This is a genomic window from Methanosphaera sp. BMS, assembly GCF_003268005.1.
Lineage (GTDB): Archaea > Methanobacteriota > Methanobacteria > Methanobacteriales > Methanobacteriaceae > Methanosphaera.
On sequence record NZ_CP014213.1, the window covers coordinates 364,737 to 380,568 of the forward strand.

The following is a 15,832-nucleotide window of genomic DNA, read 5'->3' on the forward strand; positions in this document are numbered from 1 at the left end:
AGAGAATAAGATTGTATTATTAACATTTCTATTTCGAATTGAATTAAAATCACATCCAAGTAAATAAAGAGGATAAAAAGGATATCATTAAACTCCCATTAATCCAATTATACATTAGACAAGTTTATAGATAAAATAATCATAAGTACACATCAGCTTCCTACAATACAATAAAAGAAAATATAAAATTCCCAAAAAACGACAATAAAACACAAATCAACACATAAAAAGCATTATACCTTATTTTCCAAAAATGAGAAAATAGGATATCTTTGTATATCATGAGGTTAAATGTATTATTAAAATCAAGAAAAACCGACCGAAAGTCGAAAAATTATTGATTGGAATATGAGGTTAATTATAATATAAAAAACAGTTAATCGTTTATTTTTGGAGGTAACTATGAAAAAAGGGGAAAAAGGAAACAGGAGTTGTTAAAGATTGCCTATGATATGTTTCTTACACAAGGATATGAAAATACCCGAGTTGACCAGATTATAGAAAAAGCACAAATAGCTAAAGGCACTTACTACTACTATTTTCAAAGTAAAGAGCAGATGCTCGAAGAAGTCATAGACATGATGATTGATGATGAGACCGAAATGGCAAAGCAGATTATCCTAATGGACATACCAGTACCGCAAAAAATAGTTGGAATAATCACATCAATGAAACCTACCGAAGAAGAACAGCCAATAAAAAACACCCTCTTCCAACAGGAAAATGTGTTAATGCATTATAGGGTCAGAAAAAAATTAATCGACGTTCTTATTCCGCTTTTATCTGAAGTTGTGGATGAAGGAGTAACTGAAGGCATATTTGAATGCGACAATATAGCCGAACGTGTTAAGATGCTGCTTATCATCAGCGATGGCATGTTTAATGAGGGTACATTTACCGAAAATGATATTTACGTCTTTATAGAAATGACTGAAAAACTTTTTGGAGCAGAAAAAGGAACGATGAATTTCATTTATAATCTGATTGATAAGAGCGATATGGAGGTGGTCGAATGAACAATACCGGAAAATACAAATATAAACCAGTGCTCTTTTTTGCATTGGCATATATCTTTACTTGGATTTTTTGGATTCCGGCAATCTATTTGCCCGAAAGCATCAGTCCATTACTCCTGTTGTTAGGTCTTATGGCACCAGCCATAGTCTCTACAATTTTTATCATGCTGTCAAAATCAGATGCACTCAAACAAGACTTTAAAAATAAGATGTTAGGCTTTTACAAAGTAAAGTGGCTCAACGTAGTTTGGGCTGTAATTGTATTTGCCATTGTAATAGGTTCTTCGATCCTCTTGTCTGTAGCATTTGGACAGTCATTGAATCAGTTTTCCCTTACTGAAGACTTTTCCTTTACAGGTGTTGGAATAGCCGGGCATTGATTACCATTACGATTGCTTCAATTATTGAGGAGGTAGGATGGAAAGGATACTGTGAGGATTCAATCGGTAACTATATGAACTGGTTTTGGGAATCCATGATTTTTGGAGTACTATGGTCTTTATGGCATTTTCCATTACTCTTTATTCAGGGAACGTATCAGGCTGGACTTATGGTAAATCCTCTTTATGTGGTTAACTTTTTTGTAAGTGGAATCCCCATGGAATTTGTCATTACATGGGTCTATCTTGAAAGTGACCGTTCAATATTGGCTTGCATGATATTTCATTTCTTTGTCAATTTCATGCAGGAGAAAATAGCGATAACTCCCGAGACAAAATGCCTGGAGACGATAGTGATAACAGTGCTAACAATTATCATAGTCCTGGTTAAAAAAGACATGTTCTTTGAAACACGTCACATCGGAAAACTGCCCGAATACACCGACAGGTAGCAATAATAGATGTTTTTCACATATAGCTGTGTGTAATATGTGCAGGTGGTGCTTAGATTGAACTACTAGACAATTGTTATACAAAGCTTGTGGAGTCATACCTTCATTTTTTTTGGAAATTGAGTCATGCTTTACATATCATCTAAGCTACCATTAAAAAATTAGAATTGTAATATAAAATAACTTCTTTTAATCAATTTTTGAAAATAGAATTTTTCCAAAAAAAATCATTTTTGGCTAACACTCTATTAAAATGTAAGTTTAACAAAAAATAATAAATAAAAAAATCATATTTCTAATTTTATTTCATCATAATTCAAAATAGGAATTTTACTATTTTTATTTCCATCAATTAATTGAATAAAACCATTTTCATATAATTTATGAACTTTTGGTTGAATAGTTTTAACATCTTTATGCATTTTATTAGCTAAATCTCTGATAGAAGATATTTCATTATATTTAATTGCAGATAGAACTTCAAAATCTAATTGTGATAAATTAATTTTATTTGTTACCAAAGATTCTCCCTTTTCTATGCTTTCATTTGGATTTTCTAAGAAGTAATTCCAATTTTCTAAATCTATCATCATTTCCATATTATTTGTTTGATTAAATAAACGTTCTAATTCTTTTTTAGAACCATATTTTTGAATTAATTCTTTAATAACATCGGTTCCCTTTTGTTTTTTAATTAGTGTAATCATCATTTTAACAATTCCTCCCTTAACAAATCTAATTCAACTTTTTTATACTTTTCAATATGGGATTTTACAATTAACAAGGTTTCATACAAAGTTTTTGTTTTAATTTCTGCTCTATCTGGATGAATATGTGGAAAACCATGTTCATAATTGTCTAATAATATATTATCCGGCATAATTACTATTGACCATCCACGTTGTGTTTCTTGAAATATTATTCTTTTTTCATATAAATAAATATCCTGATTGGTGTTTCTTTTCATATAATAATATTTACATTATAATATATATATATAAATTTGTTGGTAATATACCATCATTAATTTTAATGAAAAGTTATATTAAACATCAATCAACATAGTACGATGTCATACTGTTTTGCCTTAAATAAAATTTATTTTGATAATAAAAAGTTTTATCTACTGATATGGATTGAAGTAGAATTATTATAATTATATATAAATCAGAGATCTAATGATTTTTTATATCCTATTTTAGTCATAGTTTAATCTTAAGTGGGGGGATGATTTTAGAGGGAAAGGTAAATCGTTGTACCAGTAATAATTCTTTGTCTTATAGGAATTCAAGGAGTTTTAATAAAAAAATAAAAAAGAGGTGGTTAAATTATTGTTTATGGAGTTATTTATTTGAATTTTTTTAGAAATCAAATTAAGAATTCCACCAATTTTATTTTGAATATCTTTAGGAGGATGAGGTATTTCTATTTTTCTAATAAATTTCATAGGTATTGTTGGTTGTGAACTTCCAACTAAATAATTTTCCATTTGTTTTAAAAAGCCATAACTTTGCATATAATTTAATAAAAAATCAGGATTAATCTGTTTTGGAGTTATTTTAGCTAAATTAGGTGCTAAATGATATTTATCATTTTCAATAATTTTTACAGAATCTCCCCATCCATTTCCAGTATAGGTTAATAAAATATCATTTTTGTATAATTTACTCCTTGTCAATTTTTCAGAGGTTTTATTATCTATATATTTAACATCAGTTAAATCTAATTTGTTATTTTTAATATTTAATGCACGTAATGCTATAATTTCACCTTTATCCTGATATTCAATATATTTAGAGAATTCAAAACCTGCTAGTTTAGTTACATCAGCTACTTCTTCTAGTTTAATATGCTCATACATTTTATAACACCTTGAAAAATAAAGATTTAAAAATAAAAACAATATTTTTTCTCTTCGTTAACCATGTATATAACGAAGTGGAAAACATAAAAAAAATAGTATCTGGTAAATGCTAAGAGATAACTCGTTACAGTCGGATAAGTTAGAGAGGTTGCTCTCTCCTCCTCTCCTCAGAACCGTACGTGTCACTTTCATAACATACGGCTCAAGCATATTAGTTATCTGAAGAAACTAAGTCAAATTAAAAAAATTATTTTATATTCCATATAAGCATTGGTAATTATTTTTAAATTTAAATCTTTCAAAGTACTCATTGAATTCACTTTTATACGGGGTTGCTTTATATTTAATGCACCACGCATATTTAATATGAATCCAACTCATACGTTTAAGTTGATTACCTGTTTCAGGATTAGTAAACAAATACTTATCTTTTATCGTTTTATCCCTACATGGTTTAAAGTGTTTACCTTTAATCCACTTATGAGACTTCTTAGGATATAATCTCTTAAGAAGACGAATAATACGATATATAATAAACCAATCCATCTTTTCAAAGGTTCTTTCTGCAGCTGTCATTCTCCAATAATAAGCAGTACCAATTATAAGATTATTTAAGGAGTCAATAAAACTTTCTATGTCTCCCCCATAAGCTTTTATAAAGATACGCCGTGCTTTATCTTTGAATGAAACAATACTACTCTTTGACGGTTTTGTAAGAACCACTTTTCTATTTCTACTGAAATATGATTTAATATTGATTCCTAGAAAATCAAAACCATTATCAATATGAGTAATTCTAGTTTTATCCTCAGCTAAAGTTAAACCCCTCTTTTCCAAGTAAGAATTTAACAGTTTCGGCACTTTACATGCATCCTCTTTTGTTCTACAAAGTATTACAAAATCATCAGCATAACGCACCATAACATACTTAGACACATTACTGTATGTATACGAGCCATCTTTTCTGCGGATACGAGTGTATTTAATATCTAATGCTTCCTCCATTCCATGCAATGCAATGTTAGCAAGAAGCGGAGATATAATACCCCCCTGAGGTGTACCACTATCGGACTTATAAAATACATTATCGTCTAAGTATCCTGCTTTTAACCAGAGACTAATGGTTTTAGAGGCTGGAAAATACCGTACTTGTTCCATGATATAATCATGGTCAAGAGTATCAAAACAAGATTTAAAATCACCTTCAAATATCCAAGGACGATTAAATCCACGTACATGACTGTGAATCTTTGCTATAGCATCACTAGCACCTCTACAAGGCCTGAAACCATAACTATTGGCTTCAAAATGATGCTCCCAAATAGGTTCCAAGGCAATTTTACATACCATTTGGAACACACGATCACGTATGGTTGGAATACCCAAAGGTCTTAATTTACCATTCTTTTTAGGAATATAAATCCTACAAACAGGCCGAGGCCTATGTAGATTAATTTTACAATCCTTAAGCTGGTAAAATAGTTTCATACGCTCAGCATTTGTCATGACAATTTCAGAGTCAACTCCTGCCGTACGTTTACCACTATTTATTTGAGTAACTACTCTTATAGCCCACAATAGTGTTCTATTATCATTTAAAAGTAGTCTACAATGGCTTCGAACTCTTCGATAGTCACCAGATTCTTCAGCACGAATTATCCGCTGTTGTATCTTATATATGCTTCGACTTACATAGTTCCATTTAATATTGGACCATTCACTGTCGAGTTTGTCCAATTCCGTGGACTGACACAAATTAATATTTGCACAGTTTTCTTCATCTGAAATTTGACTCATAAATTAATCACATCTAAGAATACAAATTCGTTTTAATTCATGTTATACACCTGTTAAAGTCAGCATATCCACAAGAGTTAATTATTTGTTAAATTCCCCTTTATCTTAACGATAATGTGGCATTAGCTTCCTTAACATCCTTTAGCCAGTAAGGTCTTAGAATTCCCTCACAGAAACCCCTACCAGTAATGTATTACTGGACTTTACTGGGCTTACCAAGTTTATCTTTTGTTAGACTACGACACAACTTAGGCCCTCCCATTACACCGACAGACATACGGGTTGTAATCTATAGACGTCCTTTTTTACTTCGTCTGACCTGCCTGCAATTACAACACATCCTTCAATCATCCTAACGTGTTGTTCCCTTTCACGATGCTTATAAGAGTTCATTTATCATTAGCCAATATTGGTCTTTCTCTCGCCCTCCACTTCATGGATGCTAGAAGTAAGATTAGGCTTTACCTATCATGCAACCCACCCCACTGTTACCAATGACGCAGTTTCAAGGGAGAATAACCCATACAACAGGATTAAAAGTATCCGTTAATTAGATACTATACTAACACACACTCAAAACAAAGTTTCGAGTGAGAACAAATTAAAGACAATCGCTTGTCGCACAAAAAATAAGGGGGGTCGGGATAATTCACGAACAAAGTCATTTTTTTCTAATTTTCTCCCAAATACCATATTTTTTAAAATGAGAATAAATGAAAATTATTGCTAACAGTAATCCAATACTAGCAAATAGTATCATACGTTGATCTTTTGTAAAAACTGCAAATATAAAGAATCCAATGAAAAAAATACTATAAATAAAATTTTTTCCCTTTGGAACTGAATCTAAATGATAAAATTCTGAAAAATTATACAAACGTTTATCAATTTTTTCTAAAAAATCCATAATACTCATATAATCACCAACTACTCAGGAATAGATAAACCAAAGTAGGAATATCCCCAATCAATAGCATTAGAATAAAAGATACTACTACTTTCCTCTTCAATCATTTCTATAAAACTATTATATGTATTTATTTTTATACTTGACATTAGTATAACTCTTCCTTCATCAAATAAGGGTAGTCCTACTTTGTCTAATAATTGTAATCCTTTTGCAACACTTCTTATCTCTCCATATGGTACTATGGCTGATCCTATAATCGTTGGTGCTGCTTGTGTCCAATAATATGGGTTTAACATATCGGATGGTTCATCTGCTCCGGCAGCATGTAAACATAAACCAATACCCATACCAACTATGGCTGCTCCTACAACTACGGGTAGCATGGTTCCACCTTAAGCTAACACTATTGTCATTCCGGCTGTTATTGCAGTACCTCCAGCCCAATCTTCAAAGAAACTAACCATCTCATCAGACATGCTTTGACTTAACTCTAAACCTTCCTGCATCATTTCAAGATTTTCCTGACCCATACGATAACCAATCGCATCAATGTAATTGGTTAAATTTCTAAGAGCCATTGAAAATGCATCTGTTCGTTCATCATGATAACAATCACCTTGACCATCTATTGTTGTGGCACCCTTTAAATATTCAGGATTTCCAAAAAACAATGTTTCGAAAAAATTTGAAGTGTATGTCCAAACAATCCCTGTATTTAATTCAATGATAAACTTATACTCTGTATCATCAGATGGAATTACTTGAATGGTGTTATTATCTTCATAATATGTTATATTTAATGTTGATTCATTTAAAGACTGATAAAATATTTGAAAAGCACTAGTGGTGCTTTGACCTGAAGCTTGTAATGCCATTCGTTCACATTCAGATAACATTAATGTAGATATTAATCTAAAGTATAGTTTATTAGATTCATTTCCCCATATGTTCAAACCCAATGTTGGATCAGGTGTTGTCATATAAGTCATTCCAGTAAGATGTACTCCAATAAGTATTTGAGCTTCTTGTTGTCTGGAAAAAGCTATATTCAACTTGTCTGCAAAAAATTTGCTTGTTTCATCATAGAAGTATATGGTTGAAAGTGCTGTTAAATAGGTTCCATAATATGATTTAAGTACATTAGTATTATAGTTATCTTTAAGATTCATGTAGGACTTCAATATACTTGTATTTATTAATTTATTAGTTAAAACATATGTTTGTATCGTGTTAAAAGATATATCTGACTTATGCTCTGAAGTCAATATTTCTGTTTTGGATATCATGTCTGGATTATGGTTTGAGATAAATCTAGTGAAAAATTTTTTACCTCCTTCCATATTATAAAAATACATGTCAACAATTTTTGTACGTTTATTATTATTAAATGCATAAATACTGGTAATATTGTTATTATTAAATAATTTACTAATACTAATCGTGTTAATATCACCATACACACGATTATAATATTTAATAACTAAATTATAACCATCTTTATATAATAATACTCCATTTTCATTTACAGGAGCGTTATTTGATATTGTTGTAGTATTTATTCTATAATTGTAGAAATAATATTTTCCATTGTTTAAATTATTAATGAATGTTTGATTAGAGGTGTATAATTTAGTATTACCTAGTGAAATCCACATGCTTTCATATGGAATCTCCATTGAATAAGTATAATTCATTACGGTTTTAGTTCCATTATGTGGATTATAATTAATGGTTTTAGAGTATTTATCACCATATTGCGTGTATACTTCAATATTAGTATTTGTATCTGTTGTGAAACTGCCGGGGTTGTTTATAGTTTCTTCTGGTGTTTGTGTTTGGTTGTATTGGGTTATGTTGAATTTTCCTGGCTGATTGGATTGTATGATGATCTTCTGCTGTCCGTTGTTCCATATATTGGATGCGTTGAATATTGTTATTGTTGGTCTTTCATCTGGATGTTGTACTGGCTTGTAATTGAATACCTTTGACTTATATAGTTGTATGTCATCCTGTGTGTAGTATTTGAGTCGTGTGTTCTTGTTCAGGTTTATTTTATCATTGTTCTTGGCGGTTTTTACTGTTGAACTGTTTAATGGGTTGGATCCATCAGTGGTATAGTAAACTGTGCAGTTTAGTTTGTTTGTACTGAACTGTATTCTCTGCACATTATTTACGAGCGTCGTTAATGGTCTTATTGCTGTTACTGGTGGTGTTATTATTTTATCTGGTTGATAAAATATTACACTAGATGTAAATCCTTCATCATCTACAAGGATAGCTCGTACTTGTGTTTTTATGGATATCATTACCTTTGTGTTATTATTCCATGTGTTGCAACTGGTGTTGGGTTGTGAACCATTTCTTGTATAGTATATTTTACCTGGTTTGTTGATTTTGACTGTTATGTTCTGGTAGTTGTCACGTACGTCGGTGAGGTTTTTAATGCTAACTACCGGTTTTACTGCATTCATCCTATAACTGTATACATTACTTGTTATTGAGCCATAGACTGAGATAAATCGTAGGTCAGTATTATTATTTATTTCGATAGGTGCATTGTATTTGGTACTATCTATGGTCGGCGTGCTGCCGTCGGTTGTATAGTATATGCTGGTTGTGGGTAGGGTATATGAGATGTATACCTGTTGTTTTTTATTGGTAATCGGCGTTTTGTATACGATGTATGGTGTGGATTCCTCACCGAGTTTCATTGACAGTACCACGCCACATTCACCGTTAGCTTTAACTGCAAAATACTTCAAGGTCTTACTACTATCATAAATAAATGCCTTGGTATACTTGGTACTACTGCTTGTTGGTGTTGCACCATTTAATGTATAATAGACGGTACAGTTATTTACTCCACTAAAAGTAGTATTATATGTTGTTGATGTAAGCTTGTTTAACACTACCTTCACACTCAAAGCTGTGGTGGTGTTACTTACAATAGCAGGGGTATCTCCACTTCCCCTAGTATTACCTTGGTTATGGCGGGTTGAATCTGTGGATTTGTCATTTTCCTCGAATTCTTCCTCATCTTCGTCAATTGACGTATCGTTTAATTCTATTATCTCTGAATTTTCATATCCGTCCTCGAAATTATTATCAGGAATAATTTCATCATCATATAAATCTTCATCCATGTCCTGTTTTAAATTATTATCATAACTTGCACTTGCAGTAGTACTTATGCTGGAGTCACTTGATTTGCTGACATCCATGGCACATACTACACTAATACAAGAGAGAATAATAAACAAAAACAAGATTATCTTCTTATAATTAATAAATATTAGCCTCCATTCTTTTTATTTTATTGATTATTCATTTATTAAAATACTTATTTTGTTGTTAATTGTAAAAGTCAATTTGATTTTCTTTATATCAAAATCGATTAACAACATCACAAGTTATGTCTTAGGTTATTAATAAACATTACTATTAAAATAAAAATCGAACTCTTTAAAAAATTGTGTGGGGTTGAGATTATTTTAGTCTTGGAGTAATATATAAAAATATCTTCTGAATCAGTTGAAAAATAATAAATGTTTGATAAAATTACTTGTTATGGGTGGTGGATATAATGAAGTGGAAATATTAAAAAATACTACGATGTCTAATAAAATGCTAATAGATAACTTCTTACAAAAAAATAAGGGGGGTCGGGATAATTCACGAACAAAGTCTTTAATAGTCTTGTCATAGTTATTGTGATATAATTTTTTGCCCATGAATTTTCTAATTTTAAAATCTTGTCATTATGTCTGTTTTATGTTCCAAGTATTCTGTTAAAGTTTTATAATTTCCAAGTGTCTCTTTATCCAACATTTCTTTCCATAATTTATTGGCTTCTTTGAAGGTGATTAGTTGAGAATCTATTGCATATTCAAGTATGTCTCCCGTTTTTATCCAAGGTATGTTTTCTGCTTTTACAGTCAAAGCAACATCTCTTGAATTGTTACTTGCCAGTATTCCATCATATATTTTTGCAAGAGCCAGTGCGGATGCTTCACCATTTTCGATGATTTCTTTAATGTAAATGTTATGTTTAAATTTGTAAAACATTATTATTTCTTCCATGCTCTCTACATTTTTTATTTTAATGAATTTTTTTCAATCAGTAGATTTACTTCCTTTTTAATATCATATGGTGCTTGAAGGAATTCTTCATAGACATAGCTCGGTATTGTAATATATTCAAATAATTCCTGTAGGATATCTGTTCTATTTATCATTATAAAACAGCTTAAACAATCAGTATCTGCGAATATTGCATTGTTTTGCATGGTTAGCCTCATTTAATCTTTCCATACCTTATCTTCACAGAATGCATCTAGTAATAGTTCATCTCGTTTTGCAAATGAGATTATATCATCCTCATACAATGTATTTAATAAGTATATATAGTTTCCATCTGTAGTATTGCCTTGTGTGTATGGCTCGTATAGTTTCGTATTATATCCAAGTTTGCGTACATTGTTTACCGGGTTATTTTTGTATTTATTATACTGGTTGTATGTGATTTTTTCTAAATTTCTAAGTCTCCACATTAATGCATGGTGGCTAATTTGGAAGTATTGCTCTGCATGTATTATTTCATCAATCGTCCATTCTGTTATATTGTTTACCTGTTCATAATAGCTTAAAGCTCCATGAGGAAGCAGTAGACATGATGCAAACTGATCTGCTTTCTTTTCAATCTTATCATTGCTTTCATTTAGGCATGTGACTAATCCTTCATCAAATCTCAGATGATATATTTCATGACCAAGGTTAAATCGTTGTCTTGCATATGTCTGGGTGGAATTAATAAATATTACCGTTTCATCATCAAATTTGCTTGAAGCACCACTTACCTCATCGCCCATATCCATAAACACTATTGTCAGGTTTTTTATTTTATTTTCTGCCACAGCGAATATGTCTATTGGTACATTTTCATCTATAAACCATTCGCGTCTGCATTTATTTGCCTCTTCATTCATTTCAAAATGATATTCCGAGTTAATCATCCGTATAATTCTCCTCATACAATTCTTTCATATATTTAAGATTATTGATTATTCTATTCATTCGTGCTATTGTTTTTAAATTGATGGATTTGTTATCCTTTCTGAATGCTATAGTGTTTTTATCATAATTTCCTTTGCCAAATATTAAATATTCTTCTGAAACATTGAATAAATCACATAGTTTTAATATTTTTGTAATGTCCAAGTTTCTTTCATTTGATTCTACCTTTGCCAGTAGGCTTTGACTGATATCTAAGAATTCACCTACTTCCCGTTGAGTAAAATTATGCTTTTGTCTTAAGTATTTTATTCTCATACCCATGCTATCTTCCATATTATTTTCACCTCTATTAAAATAATGTGTCATTAATAATTATAAGTATTACTTTAATTAATAACAATAACAATTTTATAATATTCTTAATAATTACTTTTATTAAGAAAATAAGTAGTATAACATCTTAATTCATAGCATGATTATATAAGTCATCATTATAACATTATTAAATATGGTTATTTTAATGACAATTAGAGTATAAATATTTAATTTCAGAATTAACATTTTTGATTCTTAAATCATCTTATTAAACATTCTTTTTACACTTTGTTATATTAACTCTCTATATTAATTGGAGGAATCTTATTGCCCAGTAAATGATTTGTTGTATATGGATATAGCGAAGTATAAAAATATAATCCACATCACAAACAAGACAAAGACAAGACAATATGAGAATAAGGAATATGTCGATACAAAAGAACAGGTAACTAATTGTCCATGTTTTATATTTAAAGAACTCTAGCCGTTTGTTTGTATTTTTATTTAGTGTTGTTGTTTTTTGAAAGTTTTTTCCAGTATCTTTTTAAATTTAATTTATGGTGAATATTGTCGTATGATTGGTGTTGTTTGTGATGTTTTGTTAAGTATCTTTTTGTGTAATTATATTATTCAATTTATTTTTTTTATATTATTGTATATTATTCTATATTTAACATCGAAATATTTAAATAGTATTATTATTATACTATTTTTAGTGAAAATATTTTAATAATAATGCTCGTATCATGTGAATTGTAAAACACATATTTGATGTTGTTTTGAAATATTTTTTCATGATGGTCGAACTGTAATTAAAAATATTTGTAGGTTATAAATTCAGTTATTCTATTTTAATATGGAAAAATAACATTATTTAATCCTTCAGAAGGGTGTTTTGGAATTGATATTTGTAGACAGATACAGTAATACAAATCAATGTCAAATATCTTCCATTTTGTAAATAATCATCTTTAGGCTCTGTAGAAAACCTTGCTTTGAGTGAAGTATGAGTAATAACTCAAATATAATTTTTTACAGAGGGAATATATTCTATTTCAATATTATCCTTTCTTCATCAATATACAATTCTCACTCATATTGAGTAATTGTATTTGTCATTTGATTCCTGCCTAATTGCCGCCAACGCAGCATAGTAAGTGGTACAGGCGATCCCCGGGAAACCCTCGGTTCATATAAATAAATATAGTAATCAATATTGTATTTGATTAATTATTTTTAATCCTTCATGATGTATATTTTTAGCAGCATTAATGTCCCTATCATGTCTATTACCACAATGGGGGCATGTCCATGTTCGGTTGTTTAGTGTTAGGTCTTCTTTGTGGTATTTACAGTTGTTGCATGTTTTGCTGGATGGGTACCATTGGTCTATGTGTATTAGTTTTCGTCCGTGTTCGTATGCTTTTTGTTCTAGTATTCTGATGAACATGTGCCAGGATTTTTCTTGTATACTTCGTGATAGTCTGCTGTTTTTTAGCATGCCTTTAATGTTTAGTGTTTCCATAGAGATTACGTGATATTTTTCTGTTAATCGTTGTGCTATCTTATAGAAATGATAGTCTAGTATGTTATGTCTTTTTTCATATGCTAAGGCTATCTTCTTTTTGATTTTATTGTAGTTTTTGCTGCCAATTTCTTTTTTGGATAGTTTTCTTTGTAATCTTTGTATTTTCTTGTCTAATTGTATGATCTTGTTTTGTTGTGGGAAATGTATTATTTCGCCCGTGTTTATTGTGACAAAACGTGATATTCCCAAATCTATACCACAACTGCGATTATTAATCTTAAAAACATGTCTTGTGACATCTTTACATAAAATAGATACAAAATATTTACCGGATGCTTTTTGTTTAACAGTGACAGATTGTATTTTGCCGGATATCTTTTGATGTGTACGAAATCGTATCCAACCTACCTTGGGAAGACGAATACGTTTACCTTCAATTCTGATGTTGTTATTGATATTATTGGTTTTATAAGATTGTACTGGATTATATTTACTTTTATAGCGTGGATACTTGTTAAGGTGTTTAAAAAATCTGTCAAAAGCATTTTCTAAATTTTTCAACGATTCAATCAAAGCTTGTGAATCAACTCGTTTTAACCACGTCTTAGACTTCTTCAACTCAGTCAACATAGTCGAACAATCATAAAAAGACAAATACTCTCCATTATCTGAGTATACTGTCTTTTTAGCATCCAGAAAAGTGTTAAAAACAAAACGGCAACAACCAAACTGATTAATAAAAAAACTCTCCTGAACCTCATCAGGATAAATACGAACAACAAAACTCTTATACATAACAACTATCTACACACCAAAAATAATGAAATATTAAATACATATAATAAAATATTACTAATGGTATAGTTAATAATTTTATTTAAAGTAGTATATAAATATTTTGATAAAAGTATTACTTTTAATTGTTTTTTCATAGGATTTCTACAGAGCCCATCTTTAATTAAAAGTGGTATTTAGTGATAGTATTAGTTATTGTCCGATTTTCACGGCTAAACACCCGTAGTTATATGATGTTAATCATTTATTATGGAGTTATAACAGTAATTATATGAAATGAATTATATACTATATTACAATAGATTATGATGGTGATTATTATGGTTAACTCTACTCGCATATATCAACAAAAATCTTTTAATGTTAAATATAATACTATCAAATTTTCTTCTGAAATAATTAATAAGGTTGTCCTGTTTAATAATAAGGTATTTGAGGAATTTAAATCTCTGGAAGAAAATGGTGTTTTCGTTAATGATAATTATTATGAATACATTACAGAATTAAATCAGAAAGTTTTTGATTCATTATCAATAAACAATTATAATGATTTTTATAAAGCATTAGGTGCTATTAAAAGTTCGGAATTATTGGTGGATAATGCCATTGCAAATAATGATTTAGAAGCTTTAACTGAAGGATTATATGGTTTAGGTTTTCTTTTAGAAGATTTGAATTTATTTGGGAGGTAAATTTTAGTTATATTATGATGGAAATAGTTTTTAATAGAAATAATTTTAATAATAGAAGAAAGTTTTATGATGATGTCTACTTGAACAGATTGGTTGATTTATCTATTGCGAATTATAACATATCATGATTGAATATCTTTATAAGATACATGTTTTATTCTTATAATGCTCTTGACTATGAAGAGATGTTATCATCATTTAACTTAATGTATAATGAATCAATCTCTTGTCTTTTTGAAGTATATGGATTATTTTTACAGTGGAATGTTTATGAAAAATATAATCTCGGAGAAGTAAGAGGAGCTTTTCTTGAATTGTTAACATTCAAGTTATTGAAAAATATTCATGACAATTCCAATATACATAGAGAGTCATATGTTAAGCTGGATGACTATCGAAGTCATTCATGGGATATAATTGTTGAAATAGATGACATTTTAGAGTTATATGAGTGTAAGTTTTCATTCGAATCATTAAAGAGAGGTCAATTAAATCAGATATTCGGTTCTATAAATAATTTAAATGCTAATGTATTTCTAATATTTTACCAATTAAAACGAAAATTAACTGATAATATTGAAATATGGTGAGAAAATACTTCTAAAGATAAGTTTGATTACTTGATTAATTCTGTAAATATCATCACGTTGGAAGATTTTTCAGATGGAAATCCCTTTTTAAAATAAAACATTCACCCTTCCCTCAACTTTTTTATAGTGCGACGAGCAATTGTCTTTAATTTTGTTCTCACCTAAAACAGTGTTTTATGTGTTTTAGTATTGTAATCCTTTTGGGTTACATTTAACCTTGTTGTATGGGTTATTCTCCCTTGAAAACTGTGTTACTGGTAACGATAGGTAGGTTGCATGATAGGTAAAGCCTAATCTTATTCCTAGCATCCCTAGAGTAAAAGCGAAAGAAAGATCAATAATTGGCTAATGTTAAATGAACTCTTATAAGCATCGTAAAAGTTGGCAGTGCGATAGGATGAATAAAGGATGTACTGTATTTGCAGGCAGATTAGACGAAGTTATAAAAGTACGTCTATATGTTACAACCAGTATGTC

General features: G+C 29.9%; 20 protein-coding genes. 6 read left to right on the top strand and 14 right to left on the bottom strand.

Annotation, left to right across the window (positions count from 1 at the left end):
- The first annotated feature begins 431 nt into the window (after positions 1–431).
- Genes AW729_RS01230 through AW729_RS11370 form a run of 3 tightly spaced genes read left to right on the top strand, consistent with a single transcriptional unit; the run spans position 432 to position 1,848 of the window.
- Positions 432–1,016, top strand: a complete 585-nt coding sequence (locus AW729_RS01230; RefSeq protein WP_257791400.1) for a TetR/AcrR family transcriptional regulator — start codon at positions 432–434, stop codon at positions 1,014–1,016.
- A complete protein-coding gene (locus AW729_RS11365) occupies positions 1,013–1,396 on the top strand; it encodes a hypothetical protein (protein ID WP_204355184.1) in 384 nt (127 codons plus the stop codon). The genes AW729_RS01230 and AW729_RS11365 overlap by 4 nt, the downstream gene beginning before the upstream one ends.
- The gene (locus AW729_RS11370; RefSeq protein ID WP_204355185.1) at positions 1,393–1,848 is read left to right on the top strand and encodes a CPBP family intramembrane glutamic endopeptidase; all 456 of its coding nucleotides are present in this window, start codon (positions 1,393–1,395) and stop codon (positions 1,846–1,848) included. Before AW729_RS11365 ends, AW729_RS11370 begins: the two co-directional genes overlap by 4 nt.
- 287 nt (positions 1,849–2,135) lie before the next feature.
- Here the strand turns inward: AW729_RS11370 and AW729_RS01240 are convergent, their stop codons facing one another.
- The 12 genes from AW729_RS01240 to AW729_RS01290 all read right to left on the bottom strand — a co-directional run bounded on the left by AW729_RS01240 (position 2,136) and on the right by AW729_RS01290 (position 11,765).
- Entirely contained in the window at positions 2,136–2,558 is a 423-nt protein-coding gene (locus tag AW729_RS01240; RefSeq protein ID WP_112123368.1) for a hypothetical protein, read from the bottom strand.
- Positions 2,555–2,815, bottom strand: a complete 261-nt coding sequence (locus tag AW729_RS01245; RefSeq protein WP_112123369.1) for a hypothetical protein — start codon at positions 2,813–2,815, stop codon at positions 2,555–2,557. Before AW729_RS01245 ends, AW729_RS01240 begins: the two co-directional genes overlap by 4 nt.
- A 330-nt stretch (positions 2,816–3,145) precedes the next feature.
- Positions 3,146–3,709: a restriction endonuclease subunit S gene (locus AW729_RS01250; RefSeq protein WP_112123370.1), complete on the bottom strand. Its 564-nt coding sequence runs from the start codon at positions 3,707–3,709 to the stop codon at positions 3,146–3,148.
- Between the two features lie 255 nt (positions 3,710–3,964).
- Positions 3,965–5,509 (bottom strand): group II intron reverse transcriptase/maturase, encoded by a 1,545-nt coding sequence (gene ltrA, locus AW729_RS01255; protein ID WP_112123371.1) that lies wholly within the window; start codon positions 5,507–5,509, stop codon positions 3,965–3,967.
- A 261-nt stretch (positions 5,510–5,770) separates the two neighbouring features.
- A complete protein-coding gene (locus AW729_RS11595; protein ID WP_257791401.1) occupies positions 5,771–5,902 on the bottom strand; it encodes a hypothetical protein in 132 nt (43 codons plus the stop codon).
- A 268-nt stretch (positions 5,903–6,170) separates the two neighbouring features.
- Entirely contained in the window at positions 6,171–6,425 is a 255-nt protein-coding gene (locus AW729_RS01260) for a hypothetical protein (protein ID WP_112123372.1), read from the bottom strand.
- An 11-nt stretch (positions 6,426–6,436) separates the two neighbouring features.
- The gene (locus AW729_RS01265; protein WP_112123373.1) at positions 6,437–6,802 is read right to left on the bottom strand and encodes a hypothetical protein; all 366 of its coding nucleotides are present in this window, start codon (positions 6,800–6,802) and stop codon (positions 6,437–6,439) included.
- 9 nt (positions 6,803–6,811) lie between these two features.
- Complete coding sequence (locus AW729_RS01270) at positions 6,812–9,640, bottom strand: chitobiase/beta-hexosaminidase C-terminal domain-containing protein (RefSeq protein ID WP_112123374.1); 2,829 nt, start codon at positions 9,638–9,640, stop codon at positions 6,812–6,814.
- A 523-nt stretch (positions 9,641–10,163) separates the two neighbouring features.
- On the bottom strand, positions 10,164–10,484 hold the full coding sequence (locus AW729_RS01275; RefSeq protein ID WP_112123375.1) for a hypothetical protein: 321 nt from the start codon (positions 10,482–10,484) through the stop codon (positions 10,164–10,166).
- Between the two features lie 29 nt (positions 10,485–10,513).
- Positions 10,514–10,717: a hypothetical protein gene (locus AW729_RS01280; protein ID WP_112123376.1), complete on the bottom strand. Its 204-nt coding sequence runs from the start codon at positions 10,715–10,717 to the stop codon at positions 10,514–10,516.
- Positions 10,718–11,431, bottom strand: coding sequence for an ImmA/IrrE family metallo-endopeptidase (locus tag AW729_RS01285; protein WP_162685717.1), 714 nt, complete (start codon positions 11,429–11,431; stop codon positions 10,718–10,720).
- A complete protein-coding gene (locus AW729_RS01290) occupies positions 11,424–11,765 on the bottom strand; it encodes a helix-turn-helix domain-containing protein (protein WP_162685718.1) in 342 nt (113 codons plus the stop codon). The genes AW729_RS01285 and AW729_RS01290 overlap by 8 nt, the downstream gene beginning before the upstream one ends.
- A gap of 334 nt (positions 11,766–12,099) precedes the next feature.
- On the opposite strand from AW729_RS01290, the gene AW729_RS11600 reads away from it, so the two are divergent.
- Positions 12,100–12,234 carry a hypothetical protein gene (locus AW729_RS11600; protein WP_257791402.1) on the top strand — a complete coding sequence of 45 codons (135 nt, stop codon included), beginning with the start codon at positions 12,100–12,102 and terminating at the stop codon, positions 12,232–12,234.
- 726 nt (positions 12,235–12,960) lie between these two features.
- On the opposite strand, the gene AW729_RS01295 is transcribed toward AW729_RS11600, so the two are convergent.
- Positions 12,961–14,073: an RNA-guided endonuclease TnpB family protein gene (locus AW729_RS01295; RefSeq protein WP_112123379.1), complete on the bottom strand. Its 1,113-nt coding sequence runs from the start codon at positions 14,071–14,073 to the stop codon at positions 12,961–12,963.
- Positions 14,074–14,393: 320 nt separating this feature from the next.
- On the opposite strand from AW729_RS01295, the gene AW729_RS01300 reads away from it, so the two are divergent.
- Positions 14,394–14,765: a hypothetical protein gene (locus AW729_RS01300; RefSeq protein ID WP_112123380.1), complete on the top strand. Its 372-nt coding sequence runs from the start codon at positions 14,394–14,396 to the stop codon at positions 14,763–14,765.
- Between the two features lie 149 nt (positions 14,766–14,914).
- A complete protein-coding gene (locus AW729_RS01305) occupies positions 14,915–15,355 on the top strand; it encodes a hypothetical protein (protein ID WP_162685719.1) in 441 nt (146 codons plus the stop codon).
- Between the two features lie 183 nt (positions 15,356–15,538).
- Here AW729_RS01305 and AW729_RS11605 read toward each other — a convergent pair whose 3' ends face one another.
- Complete coding sequence (locus AW729_RS11605) at positions 15,539–15,664, bottom strand: hypothetical protein (RefSeq protein WP_257791403.1); 126 nt, start codon at positions 15,662–15,664, stop codon at positions 15,539–15,541.
- Positions 15,665–15,832 lie beyond the last annotated feature (168 nt).

Coding starts and splice junctions, on each gene's coding strand:
- AW729_RS11365 (WP_204355184.1), top strand. CDS start 1,013: ATGAACAATACCGGAAAATACAAATATAAACCAGTGCTCTTTTTTGCA.
- AW729_RS01240 (WP_112123368.1), bottom strand. CDS start 2,558: ATGATGATTACACTAATTAAAAAACAAAAGGGAACCGATGTTATTAAA.
- AW729_RS01245 (WP_112123369.1), bottom strand. CDS start 2,815: ATGAAAAGAAACACCAATCAGGATATTTATTTATATGAAAAAAGAATA.
- AW729_RS01250 (WP_112123370.1), bottom strand. CDS start 3,709: ATGTATGAGCATATTAAACTAGAAGAAGTAGCTGATGTAACTAAACTA.
- ltrA (WP_112123371.1), bottom strand. CDS start 5,509: ATGAGTCAAATTTCAGATGAAGAAAACTGTGCAAATATTAATTTGTGT.
- AW729_RS11595 (WP_257791401.1), bottom strand. CDS start 5,902: ATGAACTCTTATAAGCATCGTGAAAGGGAACAACACGTTAGGATGATT.
- AW729_RS01260 (WP_112123372.1), bottom strand. CDS start 6,425: ATGAGTATTATGGATTTTTTAGAAAAAATTGATAAACGTTTGTATAAT.
- AW729_RS01265 (WP_112123373.1), bottom strand. CDS start 6,802: ATGCTACCCGTAGTTGTAGGAGCAGCCATAGTTGGTATGGGTATTGGT.
- AW729_RS01270 (WP_112123374.1), bottom strand. CDS start 9,640: ATGGATGTCAGCAAATCAAGTGACTCCAGCATAAGTACTACTGCAAGT.
- AW729_RS01275 (WP_112123375.1), bottom strand. CDS start 10,484: ATGTTTTACAAATTTAAACATAACATTTACATTAAAGAAATCATCGAA.
- AW729_RS01280 (WP_112123376.1), bottom strand. CDS start 10,717: ATGAGGCTAACCATGCAAAACAATGCAATATTCGCAGATACTGATTGT.
- AW729_RS01285 (WP_162685717.1), bottom strand. CDS start 11,431: ATGATTAACTCGGAATATCATTTTGAAATGAATGAAGAGGCAAATAAA.
- AW729_RS01290 (WP_162685718.1), bottom strand. CDS start 11,765: ATGGAAGATAGCATGGGTATGAGAATAAAATACTTAAGACAAAAGCAT.
- AW729_RS11600 (WP_257791402.1), top strand. CDS start 12,100: ATGGATATAGCGAAGTATAAAAATATAATCCACATCACAAACAAGACA.
- AW729_RS01295 (WP_112123379.1), bottom strand. CDS start 14,073: ATGTATAAGAGTTTTGTTGTTCGTATTTATCCTGATGAGGTTCAGGAG.
- AW729_RS01300 (WP_112123380.1), top strand. CDS start 14,394: ATGGTTAACTCTACTCGCATATATCAACAAAAATCTTTTAATGTTAAA.
- AW729_RS01305 (WP_162685719.1), top strand. CDS start 14,915: ATGTTTTATTCTTATAATGCTCTTGACTATGAAGAGATGTTATCATCA.
- AW729_RS11605 (WP_257791403.1), bottom strand. CDS start 15,664: ATGCTAGGAATAAGATTAGGCTTTACCTATCATGCAACCTACCTATCG.